General features: G+C 64.1%; 13 protein-coding genes. 4 read left to right on the top strand and 9 right to left on the bottom strand.

From position 1 onward, the window contains the following. Positions 1 to 8: 8 nt before the first annotated feature. Positions 9 to 2,675 carry a valine--tRNA ligase gene (locus tag GKC30_RS08680; protein ID WP_155934132.1) on the bottom strand — a complete coding sequence of 889 codons (2,667 nt, stop codon included), beginning with the start codon at positions 2,673 to 2,675 and terminating at the stop codon, positions 9 to 11. Between the two features lie 302 nt (positions 2,676 to 2,977). Between GKC30_RS08680 and GKC30_RS08675 the strand changes: the two genes are divergently transcribed. From GKC30_RS08675 to GKC30_RS08660, 4 genes are all read left to right on the top strand, one after another. Beyond that, on the top strand, positions 2,978 to 4,258 hold the full coding sequence (locus GKC30_RS08675; protein ID WP_155934130.1) for a BPL-N domain-containing protein: 1,281 nt from the start codon (positions 2,978 to 2,980) through the stop codon (positions 4,256 to 4,258). A gap of 173 nt (positions 4,259 to 4,431) precedes the next feature. Continuing rightward, entirely contained in the window at positions 4,432 to 6,318 is a 1,887-nt protein-coding gene (locus GKC30_RS08670) for a FapA family protein (protein ID WP_155934128.1), read from the top strand. A gap of 74 nt (positions 6,319 to 6,392) precedes the next feature. Continuing rightward, positions 6,393 to 6,710, top strand: a complete 318-nt coding sequence (locus GKC30_RS08665) for a DUF4389 domain-containing protein (protein ID WP_155934126.1) — start codon at positions 6,393 to 6,395, stop codon at positions 6,708 to 6,710. Then, positions 6,707 to 7,015 carry a cysteine-rich small domain-containing protein gene (locus tag GKC30_RS08660; RefSeq protein WP_437179106.1) on the top strand — a complete coding sequence of 103 codons (309 nt, stop codon included), beginning with the start codon at positions 6,707 to 6,709 and terminating at the stop codon, positions 7,013 to 7,015. The genes GKC30_RS08665 and GKC30_RS08660 overlap by 4 nt, the downstream gene beginning before the upstream one ends. 9 nt (positions 7,016 to 7,024) lie before the next feature. On the opposite strand, the gene GKC30_RS08655 is transcribed toward GKC30_RS08660, so the two are convergent. The 8 genes from GKC30_RS08655 to GKC30_RS08620 form a co-directional block, all read right to left on the bottom strand. Further along, the gene (locus GKC30_RS08655) at positions 7,025 to 7,456 is read right to left on the bottom strand and encodes a hypothetical protein (protein ID WP_231117102.1); all 432 of its coding nucleotides are present in this window, start codon (positions 7,454 to 7,456) and stop codon (positions 7,025 to 7,027) included. 88 nt (positions 7,457 to 7,544) lie between these two features. Beyond that, positions 7,545 to 8,762: an HD-GYP domain-containing protein gene (locus GKC30_RS08650; protein WP_155934124.1), complete on the bottom strand. Its 1,218-nt coding sequence runs from the start codon at positions 8,760 to 8,762 to the stop codon at positions 7,545 to 7,547. A 218-nt stretch (positions 8,763 to 8,980) separates the two neighbouring features. Next, a complete protein-coding gene (amrA, locus tag GKC30_RS08645) occupies positions 8,981 to 9,541 on the bottom strand; it encodes an AmmeMemoRadiSam system protein A (protein ID WP_155934122.1) in 561 nt (186 codons plus the stop codon). Continuing rightward, complete coding sequence (locus GKC30_RS08640) at positions 9,541 to 10,845, bottom strand: MFS transporter (protein WP_155934120.1); 1,305 nt, start codon at positions 10,843 to 10,845, stop codon at positions 9,541 to 9,543. The genes amrA and GKC30_RS08640 overlap by 1 nt, the downstream gene beginning before the upstream one ends. Before the next feature lie 26 nt (positions 10,846 to 10,871). After that, positions 10,872 to 12,323 (bottom strand): cobyrinic acid a,c-diamide synthase CobB, encoded by a 1,452-nt coding sequence (locus GKC30_RS08635; protein ID WP_367614053.1) that lies wholly within the window; start codon positions 12,321 to 12,323, stop codon positions 10,872 to 10,874. A 147-nt stretch (positions 12,324 to 12,470) separates the two neighbouring features. Further along, entirely contained in the window at positions 12,471 to 13,211 is a 741-nt protein-coding gene (locus GKC30_RS08630; RefSeq protein ID WP_155934118.1) for a tetratricopeptide repeat protein, read from the bottom strand. 123 nt (positions 13,212 to 13,334) lie between these two features. Continuing rightward, complete coding sequence (locus tag GKC30_RS08625) at positions 13,335 to 15,908, bottom strand: EAL domain-containing protein (RefSeq protein ID WP_155934116.1); 2,574 nt, start codon at positions 15,906 to 15,908, stop codon at positions 13,335 to 13,337. Next, on the bottom strand, positions 15,905 to 17,155 hold the full coding sequence (locus GKC30_RS08620) for an ABC transporter substrate-binding protein (RefSeq protein ID WP_367614052.1): 1,251 nt from the start codon (positions 17,153 to 17,155) through the stop codon (positions 15,905 to 15,907). The genes GKC30_RS08625 and GKC30_RS08620 overlap by 4 nt, the downstream gene beginning before the upstream one ends. Between the last annotated feature and the right edge of the window lie 9 nt (positions 17,156 to 17,164).

Genomic DNA, 17,164 nt, shown 5'->3' with positions numbered 1-17,164 from the left:
AAACCGCCCTACCCCATCACGCTCTCAAGACGGGCCTTGAGTTGGGTGAGCTTGGTCCGCTCCTCTTCCATTTCGGCCAGCTTGCGCTTTTCGCCCTCCACCACCTCGGGGGGGGCGTTGTTGACAAAGCCGGGGTTGGCCAGCTTGCCGGACACGCCCTTCATGGTCTTGTCGAGCTTGGCCAGGTTCTTGTCCAGCCGGGCCAGCTCGGCCTCGAAATCCACCACGCCTTCAAGGGGCACGAAGAGTTCGTTGCCCTGGACCACGGCCGCGCCCGAGGCCTTGGGGCCTTTGACGTCCGGGCCGAGGGTCACGTTTTCGATGCGGGCCAGGAAGCGGATCAGGTCCAGGGTGGATTCGAGCACGAGCTTGTCCGCGTCGCAAGCCGTACGCACCAGCAGGTCGAGCTTCCTGGCGGGCTCGATGAGCAGCTCGGTGCGGATGTTGCGGATGCCGGAGACCACGCCCATGAACAGCTCCATGCGGGCCACGGCCTCCGGGTTCAGGCAATGGGGGCGCGGCGCCGGGAAGGGCAGGATGGCGATGTCGTCCGGGCGGTCGTCCCCTGCCGGGCGGGGCAGCACGGACCATATCTCCTGGGAGATGAACGGGGCCACCGGGTGGAGCAGAACCATGGTCTCGGAGAGCACGGTCCAGAGCACCCGCTGCGTTGCCGCCTTGACCGCCTCGTCCTCGCCGTAGAGGGCCGGCTTGATCATCTCCAGGTACCAGTCGCAGAATTCGGACCAGATGAACTTGTAGAGGGTCTGGGCCACCTCGTTGAAGCGGTAGGCTGCGGTGGCCTCGGCCACGCTGGCCTTGACCTCCTCCAGCCGGTGCAGAATCCAGGCATCGGCCAGGCTTGTGGCCTTGTCGAGGGGGACCGCAGGGATCTCGTCGGGCAGGTTCATCATGGCGAACCGGGCCGCGTTCCATATCTTGTTCATGAAGTGCTTGTAGCCCTCAATGCGCGCCTCCGAGAGCTTGATGTCCCGGCCCATGGCCGCGAAGCTGGTCAGGGTGAAGCGCAGGGCGTCGGCCCCGTATTTTTCGATCATGTCCAGCGGGTCGATGACGTTGCCCGTGGACTTGGACATCTTCTTGCCCTTTTCGTCGCGCACCAGGGCGTGGATATAGACATGGTCAAAGGGCACCCGCTCCATGAACTGGAGCCCCATCATCATCATCCGCGCCACCCAGAAGAAGAGGATGTCGAATCCGGTGACCAGACAGGAGGTTGGGTAGTAGCGGGCCAGCTCGGGCGTCCTTTCGGGCCAGCCCAGAGTGGAGAAGGGCCAAAGCGCGGACGAGAACCAGGTGTCGAGCACATCCTCGTCCTGGATGATGTTGCGGCTGCCGCAGGATTCGCAGGCGCCGGGGTCGTCCATGGACACGGTCAGTGCGCCGCACTTCTCGCAGGTCCAGGCCGGGATGCGGTGGCCCCACCATATCTGGCGCGAGATGCACCAGTCGCGGATATTGTCGAGCCATTCGTAATAGGTCTTGGCCCAGTGCTCGGGAAAAATCTGCGTCTGCGCGGGCACGGCGGCGCGGGCCTTCTCGGCCAGGGGCTTCATGGACACGAACCACTGGGTGGAGACATGGGGCTCAATGACCGACTTGCAGCGGTAGCAAGCGCCCACCGAGTGATCGTGGTCGGCCACCTCCATCAGCAGCCCCTCGTTCTTGAGGTCCGTGAGGATGACGGTGCGAGCCTCTTCCTTGTGCAGACCGCGATAGCGCTCGGGCGCGTTTTCGTTGACGTTGCCGTCCTCGTCGAGGATGGACAGCACTTCAAGGCCGTGCTTGCGGCCCAGCTCCCAGTCATTCATGTCGTGAGCGGGCGTGACCTTGAGACAGCCGGTGCCAAAGGCCACGTCCACGTAGGCGTCGCCGATGATGGGCAGCTTGCGGCCAACCAGCGGCAGCACGGCCTCCTTGCCGATGAGGTGATTGAAGCGGTCGTCCTCGGGGTTCACGGCGATGGCCGTGTCGCCGAGCATGGTCTCGGGCCGGGTGGTGGCCACGATGAGGTGGCCCGAGCCGTCGGCAAGGGGATATTTGACGTGGTAGAGGTGGCCGGGCCGGGGCTCGTGCTCCACCTCGTCGTCAGCCAGGGCGGTGTGGCAGCGGTTGCACCAGTTGATGATGTAGTCGCCCTTGTAGATGAGTCCCTGCCGGTACAGCTCGACAAACACCTTGCGCACGGCCCTGGCGCGTTGCTCGTCAAAGGTGAAGCACTCGCGGGTCCAGTCGACGGAAGCGCCCATGCGCCTGATCTGGCTCAGGATGTGGTCGCCCTTTTCCTTCTTCCATTCCCACACGCGCTCAATGAATTTTTCGCGGCCGAGGTCGTGGCGGCTTTTGCCCTCTTCCTTGAGCTGGCGCTCCACCACGTTCTGGGTGGCGATGCCCGCGTGGTCCGTGCCCGGCACCCAGAGCACGTTGCGCCCCCGCTGGCGGTGGAAGCGGCACAGGATATCCTGCAGCGTCAGGTTCAGGGCGTGGCCCATGTGCAGCACACCAGTGACGTTGGGCGGCGGGATGACGATGGAATAGGCCTCGCCCGGACCGTCCGGGTCCGGGGTGAAGGTTTTGTCCGCCTCCCAGCGGCGCTCCCATTTTTCCTCGACATCCCAAGGCTCGTACGCCTTGGCCAGTTCCTTGCGGGCCATGTTTGCCTCCGGCGGCCAGGGAACCTTTTGGAAAAGGTTCCCTGGACCCTCCAAAACTTTTTTGCGCCACGCCGCCTGTCGGGCTGACCTTCATCGAAGACGACGGAAGGCGGCGTGGAGGGGGGTTCGGTATCGGTGCTGCCACGGTGACGCGAACAGACAGGAGGGGAAGAGAAAACCGGAAGCTTGGAAGAAACTTTTTCAAGAGTTTCCTCCCGGATATCCGAAATCCGCCCTTCTCCCCTTGCAGTCACGCCAGCCGGTTGGTAGCGTGCGCACTACCCTTGTCGAGGCAGCAGATTATGTCAAGCATACACATATATTGGGACGAGTCCCACTTCTGGGGCCTGCTGGCCGCACGCGCCCTTGAGTCATGGGGCGTTCCCCACCGTCTGGTACGCGGCTTCGAGATAGCCGATGGAGTGCTCGCTGGCAAGTCCGGCGAGCCACCGCGCCTGCTCATCGTCCCGGGCGGCCGGGCCAAGGGCAAGACGGACAGGCTGGGCCTGCGCGGCATGGACGCCATCTGCGAATTCGTCCATGGCGGAGGCACGTACCTCGGCTTTTGCGGCGGGGCCGGGCTGGCCCTTACCGGCCCCTACGGCCTCGGCCTCTCCCCCTGGACCCGCAAAGGATACACCAACCGGCTGCATCATTTTCTCTCCGGCCATGTCCATGTCTCCCTCAATGCGGAGACCCCCCTGGTGCCCGCGGACATGATCGCCAACGACACGGACCCCATGCTCCCGGTCTGGTGGCCGGGCCGATTCGATCCCGTGGACGACTCGGTCACGGTGCTGGCCCGCTACGGCAAGCCCGGCCCGGACTTTTGGGTGGCGGACCTCAACCTCGCCACCCTGCCTCAGGGGACAATGAACGACTGGGAGAATCTCTACGGCATCCATCTGGACCCCGGCTTCATGGAAGGCGCACCCTGCGTCACGGCCAACGATTTCGGTGCGGGCCGCGTCATCCTGAGCTACGCCCACCTGGAAACGCCCGCCTCGCCTCATGCCAACCGCTGGCTGACGCACCTTCTCGCCCAAAGCCTCGCCAACGGGCCGACCCCGGACCCCGGAGCGGGGCCGGTGCCGGCCTGGAACGTCGCTTCCCTTCCCGCGGTCTGGGACGACCCGGCGCTCCTGGCCGCACGAAAGGCCATGGAACGTGTTATCGCCACCGGCACCAGCCACTTCCTGCTTTTCTGGCGGACCCCCTGGCTGCTGGGCTGGCGGCGCGGCCTGCCCGGCGCGGGCATCAACGCCCTCTACTCGCTCATTTGCGAGGCCATGGCCCGCGAGCCGGGCGACAAGGCCCTGGCCTTCTGGCGCACCCGCTCGCCCGGATTCACAATCCTGATGGACCTGCTGACACGGGGACTGTCCGGTTATCTGCTGGCAGAGCGGCTGTCCATGACCATGTTTCATTCCGCACCCGACGCCGTTTCGATCCAGGGGCTGCGCGAGCAGCGTCGCGCCCTGTTCGGCCTGCCCCCCGAGCCGGGCGGCATCTATGCCGATCTGGCGGCAACGCTGGAGGAATTGTACTGGCTCCTTTCGCGCCCGGATTCATCCGATGAATAAAGGCGGGCCAAGTTGCCATCGGCGTGGAGCGTGTGTTACGAAATGGCCATACTCATCGGTGAATTATTGCGGCAGGGGGGACACTTGATCGGACACACTGACACCCCGAACCCGGACCTCTGTACCGGGGCAGCGGACCGCCACGCCGTTTCTCCTCGCAGCGGGGAGGCGTGATGGACGGCCCCCGCGACGCCCAGTTCCGTTTCGCCATGTCCGAGGACGGCATGAAGCTCGGCGTAAGCCGCTACTTCCCGCCTCAAGGCGCGGGAGAGGGGCCGTCGGTTGCGCTGCTCAAGCGCCAGGTGGCCGAGGCCGGGGTGCGTCTGCCCGTTGACGAGGAGGCGGCCCGCCGCGTGGTGGACGCCATCCAGCGCGACGAAGAAATCCGCCGCATCGTGCTTGTGCGCGGCATTGATGTTCAGGAACCGCGAAACGCCTCCCTGGTGGCCCTGGGCAACCTCGATTTCCCAGTCTTTCCGGGCGACCGTTTCGCCCGCAAGCATCCGCCGCGCCGCGCCCGCGACGGCGAGACCATCGACGGCCGCGTCACCACCCCCAAGGAACATTTCGAGCCCGAAGACATCAAGGTCACCGTGGGCGCCAACGTGGAGTTCGACTCCCTGACCAACGCCTACGTCTCCACCGTTTGGGGCATGGCCCGGCTGCACGAGGGTACGCTCGGCGTGGATCCGCTCACGCATATCTCCGAGGACGCCAGGATCGTCAAGGCCACGCTGCACCACAGGGATTTCCGGGGCCAGCCCGTCACAGGAAAGCGGGTGGAGAAGGAATTGCGCGACATGGGCGTGGTCATCGACATCGACCTTGAGCGCCTTGAGGCCCTGCTCGCCCAATCCAAGGAGCAGGGCCAGCCCTTGCCAGATCAGGTGCTGGTGGCGGGCAAGCCCCCTGTTCCCGGACGGGACGGCTGGCTTGAGCTGCTGGTCTCGACCCGCGAACTGGCCGGGACCGAAGACGAATCAGGGCGTCTCGACTTCCGCGACCGCGGAACCCATCCCATGGTGGAGGCCGAGCAGGTCGTTGCCAGACTGCACCCCCCCACCTCGGGCGAGGGAGGCATCGACATCTACGGCAAGACCATCCCCCCCGGCCGGGGCAAGCCCATGGTGGTCCGGCGCGGGGAGAACATCGACGTGCTCGATGACGAGATCACCTTCATCTCCCGGGCCAGAGGGGTCATGTCTCTTGAGGGAAATGTCCTTTCGGTCACGGAGTGCCTGCTGATAAACGGCAACGTGGACCTTGGCACCGGCAACATCACCCTGGAGTACGGTTCGGTCAAGATCCTGGGCTCTATCCACGCCGGGTTCTCGGTTTCCGCGCCAAAACACGTCATCGTGGCCGGGTCCATCGAGAGCGCCACGGTATCGGCGGGCGGCAATATCGAGGTCTCCGGCGGCATCCTCATGCCCGATGGCGGAACCGTGCGAGCCCAGGGCTCGGTATCCTGCGCCTACGCCACCAACGCGCGCATCCGCGCTGGCGGCGACGTGATCATAGCCAACGACATCACCAACTCGGACATCCGCGCCGAGGGCCGTCTGCAGGGCACCCGGGGCAAAGGCCACGTGCAGGGGGGCAAGATCGTCACCGGCAGGGGCATGGAAATCAAGGAACTGGGCTCGGAACTGGGCGTGACCACCGTGGTGGGCATCCAGATACACCATGATGGCGATGACACTCTGCGGGCCGAACGCAAGCGGCTCAAGGAGGCCATCCGCAAGATCGACGACGCCCTGGGCAGCGACCAACCCAAGGTCATCCTAGCCCGCACCCGACCCGAAAAGCGTGCGGCCGTGGCAGAGGTCATCAAGCACAGAATGACGCTGGTAAAGCGGCGCAAAGCCATTTCCGAGGAGATCAACCAGCGCATGTTGGCCCGCCAGGAGGAGCTTGCCGGGGTCAGGATCAGGGTCCACCGGCTCATTCATCCCGGCGTGGTCGTGGTCATCGGCTCCAAGAAACTCGCCATCACGCGGCGCACCGAGGCCGCCACCATCACCTGGGATACCCGCACCGGGGAGATCGTCCTCGGCTAGCCTCCCGCCGTTTGCAGCGCCAACCCCTTTGGCGTAGGGTCGGGGCAACGCCAACCCCAAGCACAGGAGGCCCCATGGCTGACCCGACAATTCCCACCGAAGCAGGACGCGGAGATATTCTCAAACGGCTCCTGATCACCATTGCCTGCCTGATCTTTCTGAAGGTGGTCCGCCTGCTCGTCCAGCTCGCCGCTGTCTTTCAATTCCTTTTCCTGCTGGCGGCCAAACGACACAGCGAACCCCTGCGCCGCTTCTGCAACGCCCTCTCGGGCTACGGCTACCGGCTCATGCGCTACGCCACCCTCAACGACAACGAACGGCCCTTCCCCTTTTCCCGGTTCCCGGACGACGGCGAGTGGGAAAAACCGGCGCAAAGGGTGACCTTCAAGTGACCATTCCGAACAGCCATCGCTTTTTCCGCAACACCGAGTGCCGGTACTTCCCCTGCCACAAGACCGACCGGCCCGAGGAATTCAACTGCCTTTTTTGCTTCTGCCCGCTCTACTTTCTCGATGACTGCGGCGGCCAAGGCGTCCTGCTCGACTCAGGGATCAAGGATTGCTCAGGCTGCATGGTGCCCCATGCGCCCGACGGCTACGACCTCGTCATGTCCCGACTGCGCGGGGAATTTGACGCCATCAAACGCGAAAGCGCCAGACGCACGCAGCGTGAAACAGAGGAAAAGGGCGAAGAGTGACGCCGGAGGCTATTTTTTGGGCACCGTGGCGTGTGCGATAAAACAGTCGAACTCTTGCACCAGCCGCGCACGCTCCCTGCCTTGCAGCCGCTCTCGCGCCTCGGGGTCGAGATCCCTATTCTGAAACCGCGACAGGGAGACAAAGCACAGCTTGACCCGGTCCAGCTCCTCGTGCTGCTTCTGCTTCCAGAAGTGATAGGCCAGAATCTTTGCCGCGCTCTTGATGGTGGTCTTGTCGCAGGGCAGCGCGGTGTCGTCCAGCGGATGCTCTGCGCCGTCCTCGACCAGGGGCAGCACCCGCAGCATGACATCCTTGGAACGCTTGAGGGAGCCAGGGCTGATGCGATAGACCGTGACCTTGCGGCGGCCCAACAACCACTTGAGCAGGAACAGCGCCCCGGTTCCGGCACCCAGGAGAAGCAGGGTGTCGGCATCCATCATCTGCCCCACCCCGCCCCGGCACATCGGCCGGACGCCTTGGGTCCGATGGCATCCAGCCGCACTGATTCGTGTTTTCGCTCCATGGCATTCATCCCTTGCGCGTCAGATAGGGCCTGAGATTGAGACGGTAGGACGCAGGATCAGCGCATTCAAGGATTTCAAGATCCCTGTTGCCCAAGGCCTGGGCTGCGGCCAGATCCACCAGCTCGGCCGGGATGGGACGCAAGTCCTCGTCGAGGATGATCTTGATCTTGGGCATCAGCGGCAGGGAGGGATTGGACTCGTAGACCACGCCGTAGAAGCCGGTATTGAGCCTGACCAGACTGCCCGAGGGAAAGATGCCCAGGCATTTGATGAACCGCTGGACCTCCACGGGGTCGAAGTCCTGCCCGCGCATGCCATACATGATGGCCAGGGCCTTGTTGGGCAGAATGGCGTCCTTGTAGGAACGGTCGCTGGTCAGGGCGTCGTAGACATCGGCCAGACTGATGATGCGGGCATAGGGCGCAATGTCCCTGCTCGTCAGCCGTTCGGGATACCCCGAGCCATTGAACTTCTCATGGTGGTCGCGCACGGCTTCGAGCACGTCGTCGGTCACTTCGCCCTGGCGGGCCAGGATGTCGCAGCCGTATTCCGGGTGCCGCTTGACCTCGGCGAACTCCGTCTCCGTAAGCCTCGCCCGCTTGTTGATGATGCGCGAGGGCACGGCGGTCTTGCCCAGATCGTGCATCATCCCGGCAAGGCCCAGCCGGACCAGCTCCTCGCGCCCCAGCCCCAGGTACTCGCCAAAGACCACGGCGATGGCCGCCACATTGATGCAATGGGCATAGGTGTAGTCGTCGTAGTCCGAGAGCTTGGAGAGACACAGCAGGGTGTCGGGATTGCGGATGGCGGAGTTGACGATGGCGTCCACGGTCTCCACCGATGCCTCGTAGTCCACCTTGCGGCCGAGCTTGACATCGTGGATGATGCGTTTGGCGTGGTGCATGGCCTTGTCATAAGTGACGCGGGCCACTTCCATCTCCTGCTCGAAGGGCACCCTGGGCCTGGGCGGCGGCACCTCGACCGCTGTCCCGTCCGGCCCGGCCACCAGTCCGTCGAGCCGCCGGTCCATGACCTCGCCCCCCTCACCCACCTGGATAAAGGCATGCAGGTAGCCTTGGGCGCGGATGTCCTCGACCTCGCTTGAGGACTCGATTACTCCGGGCCGGGTATAGAGAAACGGCAGGTGTTCCCATACCTCGCTTGAGAGCCTGACCACCTCCATGCCCGGCCGCAACTCCTCCACGGAAACCTTCCGGATCATGGGCGTCGCCTCCGGTCCGGCTTCCAAGGTATATCTCCCACCAAAACGAGGTGAAGCGTCAGGTCCATTCCAGCCTCTTTCCATCCAAAAGGTCAAAACAGCACTCCCCAGGGCCGCTCCTTCCCCCATCCCGGTTCCGCGACCAGGAATTAGCTGCAATATACCTTGCCATACGCTGCGTTGTCGACAAAAGAATCCCCCGCCGGACCCTTTGGGGCTCAGAAAATCACGGCCTCGAACCAGAGAATCGTGGTGGCCGGCTCGCGCCATGCGTCACGCGGAAGTCCCGCCTTGTGGCAGGTCTGGGCCAGAAAGGTCTCGCGATCCCAGCCCCACTCCACCGGCACCTGGGGCAGCAGCAGCCCCGAGCGGCCGTCGCGGGACATGATCAACCCGTGGCGGCCCACCTCCACCAGAGCCGGGTCCGGGCAGGATTCGATGGGGCCGAGCACGGAAATTTCGTACTCCACCACTTCAAATTCGCCGGGTGTCAGCGGCGGGAAACGCGGGTCCTCAAAGGCCGCCGACCGGGCCATGTCCCACACGGTGCGATACAGTTCTCCCGAGCCGCGCACGTTGCCGATGCAACCCCGCAACGAACCGCCGAGCTTCAGGGTGACAAAGGCTCCCAGCCGCTCGCGCAGGGTCGGCGTGGGCGGCTGGGGCGGCTCTCCGCTTTCCCCGGCCGGATTCAGACGCGAGGCGATGGACAGCCGCACGAGATCGCGCAGAAAGGTTTTTTCCTCATCGGTCAATGCAAAGCGAAACACCTTTGCCATCACTCCTCCTTGGATGTACGAACCGGGGGCACGAACAGCATGCCAGCCAGCCCGAGCACGAAAAGCACGATGACCGAGGCCATGCCCACGCGCTGGCTGCCCGAGGCCAGGGTCAGCCAGCCCACCAGTAGCGGCCCGGCAAACGAGGTCAGCTTGCCCGAAAGGGCGAAAAGGCCGAACATTTCCCCGCGCACCGCCTCGGGCGCCAGCCGGGCCAGATATGTGCGGCTCGACGCCTGGACCGGCCCCACGAAGATGCCCACCGTCAGGCCGAAAACCCAGAACCACGTCTGGCTTTCCACCAGCAGCATGCAGGTGCCGGGCACAATGAGTCCGACAAGGGAGGCGATGATGGTCGTTCGCGATCCGGCCCGGTCGTCAAGCCAGGCAAAGGCGGCCGCCCCGAGACCTGCGGTGATGTTCAGCCCGATGCCGAAGACGATGACCTGACTCGGGGTCATGCCGAAGGTGCCCGCTGCGTAGATGCCGCCAAAGGCAAACATGGTGGTCAGGCCGTCGTTGTAGAGCATCCGCGCCAGCAGGAACACCGCGATATCGCGGTACTCGCGCACCCGGCCCAGGGAATCGCGCAGTTGGGCAAGCCCTTCGGACACGGCCCGGCCCAGGCCCACGCCCCTGGATGGAGCATCTGGGCAGAGCAGGAACAGGGGAAGGCAGAAGACGAGATACCACAGGGCGGTCAGGGGCATTACCGCCCGGACGTGTTCGGCCTCGGTGCGCGGCAGGCCGAACCAGGCGTCGGGCTCCACGAAGCCATACAGGGCGACGATGAGCAGGATCAACCCGCCTCCGTAGCCCAGCCCCCAGCCCCATCCAGACCAGCGGCCCATGGCGTCGGACCGGACCAGTCCGGGCAGCATGGCGTTGTAAAAAATCATGGCGTATTCCGAGCCGATGGTCCCCAGCCCGGCCAGCAGCAGCGCAAGCCAGACATAGGAGGGGTCCGGCCGGACAAACCAGAGGCAAGCCGTGGCCGCGATGCACAGAGCGGTGAACACCGCCAGCCAGGGCTTGCGCCCCCCGCTACGGTCCGCCACCGCGCCGAGCAGCGGGCCGCCCAGGCCGATGACCAACCCGGCCGCGCCCATCATGTTGCCCCACAGGGCCGTGCCCAGGGTCTCGTTCTCGGCCACAGCCCTGGCAAAAAAGGCTGCAAAAACAAAGGTCTGGACCAGGGCGGCGAAACCGGAGTTGGCCCAGTCGTAGAAGGCCCATGCCCACAGGGCGCGCCGGGACGCGGATTCCGGCCGCGCATCGTTACTCTGCCCTTGAACGCTGTGCATGGCGCGTGGCACGGCCTGACGGCCCCTTAGCCCGTCCCGCCGGGTTCGCGACCCAAGGCGCGGCCAAAGTCAGCACCTTTGCCCGACATCCCACCGGATCCGCCGCCGCAGGCGCGAACAAAGGCCGCGGCCATGGACGGACAACTGCCGAAATGGAGGTGGACATAGGAACCGAGCGTATTGCCCATCACAAACCCCTCGGGGGTGTCGAGGGCGCCCTTGCGTCCGCGCATGGCATACACCGCGGAAAGCGATGGATGGTCCAGCCCCTCGCGGATGAAGGAATAATGGAACTCATGCCCCCTGGCCGTCACCCCGGCCGGACCGAGCAGTGTGGCCGCCCCGGTGGATACTTCACGATACCCCAGAGCGCGGCGGCATTCATCCATTTCCGCCCGCAGGGGAAAGACCCCGGACATGGCGTAGCGTCCCCGGCCGGTGGCCAGATCGTTCATCAGGTACATGAATCCGCCGCATTCGGCGTAGACCGGATGCCCGGCCTCGCAAAACTCCCTGATCTCGCGGCGCAACCGGGTGTTCTGCCCCAGCTCGAAGGCGTATAGCTCGGGATAACCGCCACCCAGATACAACCCCTGGATACCCGGAGGCAGGTGCTCGTCCTCAATGGGCGAAAACTCCACCAGCCGTGCTCCGGCCTGACGCAAAAGCCGCAGGTTTTCCTCGTAATAAAAGCAGAAGGCCGCATCCCTGGCCACGCCGATGGTCACGGTGCCAAGCTCGGGTATGGGCTCGAAGGGCGGCACGGCCTCCACGGCAGGCAGCCCGGCCAGCAGGGCGTCCATGTCCAGGCCCGACTCCACCCAGTCGGCCAGCCGCTGGTAGCGGTCCGGCCCGTCCGGGTCGTCCCCGGCAGCGACCAACCCCAAATGGCGCGAGGGCACCGCCAGGGTCTCGTCGCGAGGCAAGCAGCCAAGGACAGGAACATCGGGCAGCAGGGTCATGGCCTCCCTGAGCAGTTCCGCGTGGGACTCGCTGCCCACCCGGTTGAAGACCACCCCGGCGAGGGGCACGGCCGGATCGAAACGGGCATAGCCCGAGACCATGGCAACGGCGGAGCGGGCCATGGAGCGGGCATCCACCACCAGGATGACCGGCAGCCCGAGGGCCCTGGCCAACTGAGCCGTGGAGCCCTCCTCGCCAATGCCGGAGATGCCGTCGAACAGCCCCATCACCCCTTCGACCACAGCCACGTCGCATCCGGCGGCATAGCGGTTGAATATCTCGCCATTGGTTTCGCTTGCGAGCATCCAGCCATCAAGATTGTGGCTGGCCACCGGCTGGCCGCCGCGGGCGCAGGCCAAGGCATGGTGGCCGGGGTCAATGAAGTCCGGGCCGCACTTGAAGGGCTGCACATGCAGGCCGCGGCGAGCCAGCGACGCCATCATCCCCAGCGAAACCGAGGTCTTGCCGCAGCCGCTGTGCGTCCCGGCTATAAGAAAAGCCTTGATGGCCGTCACGTTCTCTCCACGAACCGGGCCGGAGCAAAACCCTGGCCCACTGTTGAAAAAGTCGTTTTCTCATGCTGTGCAACAAAGTTCGAGTGCAAGACGCGAGGATTTGATCCTTCTGAAGCGAAGCAGCAATCGGACATGCTGAACAGCCGGTCAGCCCAGGTTCTTTCTGGTCATGTACTCAAGCATCTTCCGGCCCTCGGCATGATCCGGGGCCAGCTCAAGACATCGCGTCACTCCTTCAAGGGCCTTGGCGAACTCACCCCGCTCGAACTGGGCGCGAGCCATGTTGTACCACAGGTTCTCGTCGTTGCCGGAAATCTCGATGGCCCGCCGGTAATAGTCCACGGCCTGGCCGAAGAGCTTCTTCTTGCGCAGCTCGATGCCGTATTCGTTGAAGAGGTGCTTGTGCTCGTCGGCAAAGGCCGAGTCAATGCCCAGGATACGGTCGAAGACCTGCTTGGCCTTGTCGGTCTCGTCGCGGGCCAGCAGACACAGCCCTATGCCGAAGTTGGCGCGGACGTTGCGCTCGTCCAGGTTCAGGGCATTGGCGTACTCGTATTCTGCGGTGAAGTTTTCGCCGCGCTTGCGGAACTTGTCGCCACGGGCCACGGCCTTTTGCACCTGACGCAGATTGCCCATCACCTCCTTGAAGAGCTGGGGCACTGGCAGGTAATCGGACAGCAGCTCGTCGCGGGTGATGCGCTCCGCCGGGCCGTAGGGCACGTTCTTCTGGTTGAGACCCTGCATCTCCACCCAGGTTTCGTTCACCTGCCGGGCAAAATACAGCGCCGTCTGTTGCACCCGCTTGGTCGTGGTGCCGGTACCGATACGGGCCATGCGTTCGATGGAAAACACTCCCTCGATGAATCCTTCGGGGCTGGTCATGTTCATGGCTTGTCGCTCGTCTTGTTGTTGTGGCAGACCCCACCGGGTCTGCGCCCATTCTACACGGATTCGTCCGCGATGAGAAGAACTTCGAGCCACAAAGCCCGCCCCCAAGCCCTGTCGGCCGGATCAGGACCCGATGGAGCCGCCTGCCAGCAGATCATGCACCTCTGCGGCGGACATGGGCCGATAAAAAAGGAATCCCTGCACGAAGCGGCAGCCCTCGTTTTCCAGGAAGGCCAGCTGGGCCGGGGTCTCCACGCCCTCGGCCACCACCTTGAGCCCCAGGGACTTGCCCAGGGAGAAGACCGTGCGAACGATGGCCTGACTGTCCTGATTGCCCTCGACTCCGTCGATGAAGGAGCGGTCCACCTTGACCACGTCTATGGGAAAACGCTGCAGATAGGAGAGGGAGGAATACCCTGTGCCGAAATCGTCGATGCAGACCCGGGCGCCGAGGGCCTTGAGCTGCCTGAGCACCTCCTCGGCCTTGGCCGGATCGTCCATGAGCGCACTCTCGGTGATCTCGATGTTGAGAGCGCTGGGATGCAGGCCCGAGTCAGTCAGGGCGCGGGTGACTTGATTCAGCAGCATGGGCTGGCCGAAATGCTTGCCCGAAATATTGATGTTGAGCGTCAGCAATTCCCCCATATGGGGGCCGAACCCTATCTGCCATTGCTTGACCTGCCCGCAGGCCTCGGCCAGCACGAAATTGTCGATGGCGTAGATCAGCCCCGTGTCCTCGGCCAGCGCGATGAAATCGCCGGGCATGATGGTCCCGTGCTCGGCATGCCGCCAGCGGACCAATGCCTCGAACCCGCAAACCTTGCGGGTTTCGAGACAGACAATGGGCTGGTAGGCCACCTCGAACTCGCCCAGATCCACGGCGCGACGCAGATCGGTCTCCAGCGCCATGAGTTTCAAGGCTTGATCGTGCATCTTCTGGTTGAAGACCTTGAAACTCGATTTGCCCCGCTCCTTGGCCCGGTACATGGCCGTGTCCGCGTCGCGCAGCAGGGCCTCGGGCCGGTCATAACCATCGGTCTTGAGCACCACGCCCAGCGAGGCCGAGGTAAAAACCTCGTTGCCGCCAATGGTGAAGGGCTGGCGCACTCCATCAAGAATGCGCCGGGCGATGGCGATGGCGTCGCGGGGGGCTGATATCTCCTCGATGAGAATGGCAAACTCGTCACCCCCGAATCGGGCCACGGTATCCACCGAGCGTCCGCACCGCTCAAGCACCCGGGCAACGCAACGAAGCAGCTCATCGCCGGTCTCATGGCCCAGGGAATCGTTGATGACCTTGAAGCGGTCAAGATCCATGTAGATGACTGCGAAAAGGTGCTTGCGCCGCCGGGACCGCTCCATGGCCATGCGCAGGTGGTCCAGGAACAGGGCGCGGTTTGGCAGGCCGGTGAGCGGATCATGAAAGGCCTGACGCTTAAGCTGGTCCTCGGCCTTCTTGCGCAGGGTGATGTCCTCCACCGAACCTTCGTAACAGATGACCATGCCGTCGGCGTCGGTGATGCACCGGGCGTTCTCGGATATCCAGATGCTGCGCCCGTCGCGCCTGCGCACCTTGGAGACGAAGTTCTTGACCTCGCCGGTCTCCTCGATCAGACGCAAGAACTCCTTGCGCCGCCCCTGCTCAATGTACATCTGGGTGCCTATGTCGTAGACCGAGCCCATCATCTCCTCGGCGGAGGCAAATCCCAGGATGCGTGCCAGAGAGGGGTTGGCGCTCAGGAAGCGCCCGCTGGGCGAGGTCTGATAGATGCCCTCCAGCGCATTCTCGAATATGGTGCGGTACTTTCTTTCGGCCTTGCGCAGCGCCTCGCCGATGACCTTGCGCTCGGCAATCTCGATCTTGAGCTGGGTGTTGGCGCGCATCAGCTCGCTGGTCCGCTCGTCCACCTTCCGACGCAGGGCGTCCCGCGCTTCCTGAAGCTCCTGCGTCTTGCCCTGCACCCGCTCCTCAAGACTGTTGACCTGCTCGGCGATATGCCCGGCCATGGAGCGCATGGCCCTGGCCAGTTGGCCCACCTCGTCGCGGGAGTGAATGTCCGGCACGCTGTCGAAGTCCTTGGCCGCCACTCGGCCTGCGTACTCGGCCAGCATCTTGAGGGGCTTGGAAATGTTCAGAATGAAAACGAAGGCGACAAGCAGGCTGGCCCCGAACAAAACCAGAGTCACCACCTGCTGCTCCAGCACTGCCTCGCGAATGTTGGCGGCTATGGCTTCGGAATCCATGCCGATGTGGACGGCCCCGGCCAGGCCAGAAAGAATGGGCCGGGTGACGTGCAGAAAGCGGCTGCCCTGGTGGACGATGTCCCGCAGCACGTACTCGTCACCGGGCAGACCGGCCGAGTCTGCCACCAGATCGCGCACCACAGGGGGCACCACGGGCACAAAGGTGTGGGCCATGATCTCGCCGCGCTCATCGGCAACCAGCACATAGGAAACCCCTGCGATGCGGTGGTAGCGGTCAATGCGGGCCTGCACGCTGCCCGCATCCTGGCTGAGAATGGTCGCCAGGTCGGACTCGGCCACGCTCCCGGCCAGCGCCAGGGCCTTTGACTCGTATTCACGCGTCATCTCGCGCTTGAGCCGCTGGGCCGACGTTGCCGAGGTGACTACCGAGATCAGGCCGAAGATCACCACCATGAACAGCAGCGGCCGCAAGAACAGCTTGGGCGCCTTCATCGCCGCCACTCCGACCAGTCGCGGATCGGCTGAAACAGACCGTCCACCACGGTGGTATAATAGACCGCGTCGAGCCCCTGCCGCCGTCCGGGACCGAAGCTGACCGCAACGCCGATGCCGATGTCCAGGTCAATGAGGGACTCCATCACCTCGGGAATGCGCGCCCGTCTCGGATCATCGGCCATGCGGCGCACTATTTCGCCGAGCATGATTCCGTTGAGGAACCCCTCGAAGCTGACATAGCTGAAGCGCCTTGGCGTGTATCCCTGCCCGGCTGCCAGGGGCTCACCCCGGTAATTGTCCATCAGCTCCCGATAGAAACGAACAGCGGGCAGGGACGTGTCCTCATAGCAGGGCACTACCTGGGAGCAGATGAGGTTGTCCGTGTATCTGCGCCCGGAACGACGCTCCTCAAGCATCAGCAGCTCGACCATCTTGTCGCTGTCGGAAAAGGAGACCCCGGCCACAGGGATGTCGTGGCCCTTGTCGCGCATGGACCGGATAAAGGCCCCCTGGGACGCATATGTGCCGATACAGATGACCGCATCGGGCCGAGCCGCCATTATCAGGTCCACCTCGGCGGAAAAATCGTGGGCAAAGGAATCGCCCCGCGTGTAGGCCGCTTCCGCGACAATCCGCTCGCCATGGCGTTCAAGGGCGCGGCGCACACCGTCCCAGCCGGTTCGTCCGTAGGCGTCATTCTGGTAAAAAACCGCGATGCGCCTGCGTCCCGCTGCCGTCAGATGATCCACCAGCCCTGCCGTTTCCTGAAAATAGGAGGCGCGCAGGTTGTAGACGTGGCGGCCGAAGGGCTCTGTGCGCATGGGCTCGGCCCCGGTCAGGGGAAAGAGCAGATAGATGTGGCGCTCGCTGTATTTCCGCAGCAGGGGCAGGATGTGGGCCACAGTGGGTGTTCCCACGTAGGAGAACAGGGCAAAGACATCGTCGCGGGTGACGAACTCCACGGTGTTGGTAAAGCACGGCTGGGGATTGTAGCCGTCATTGGCGGGCAGCACCCGTATGGTCCAGCCAGAGGCCCCCCCGTCCCGGTTGAAATGCTCGATGTAGGCCATGAGCCCTCGATAGAACTCTATGCCCATCTCGCCATTGACCCCGGTGAAGGGGGCGGACATGCCGAAAACAAGCTCGCCCGGTTCCCGCGCCAGACACGGTCGGGCCAGGAGCAGGCAGCAGGCCAGGACGCCCAGAACTCCCGCGCCAAAGAGGCGTTTCAATATTATCAGCACAGCAAATCC

The sequence above is a fragment of the Pseudodesulfovibrio alkaliphilus genome, from assembly GCF_009729555.1.
In the GTDB taxonomy this organism is placed as follows: Bacteria; Desulfobacterota; Desulfovibrionia; order Desulfovibrionales; family Desulfovibrionaceae; genus Pseudodesulfovibrio; species Pseudodesulfovibrio alkaliphilus.
Note: the sequence above shows the minus strand (reverse complement) of the source record. Positions and strands in the feature narration are given on the sequence as shown.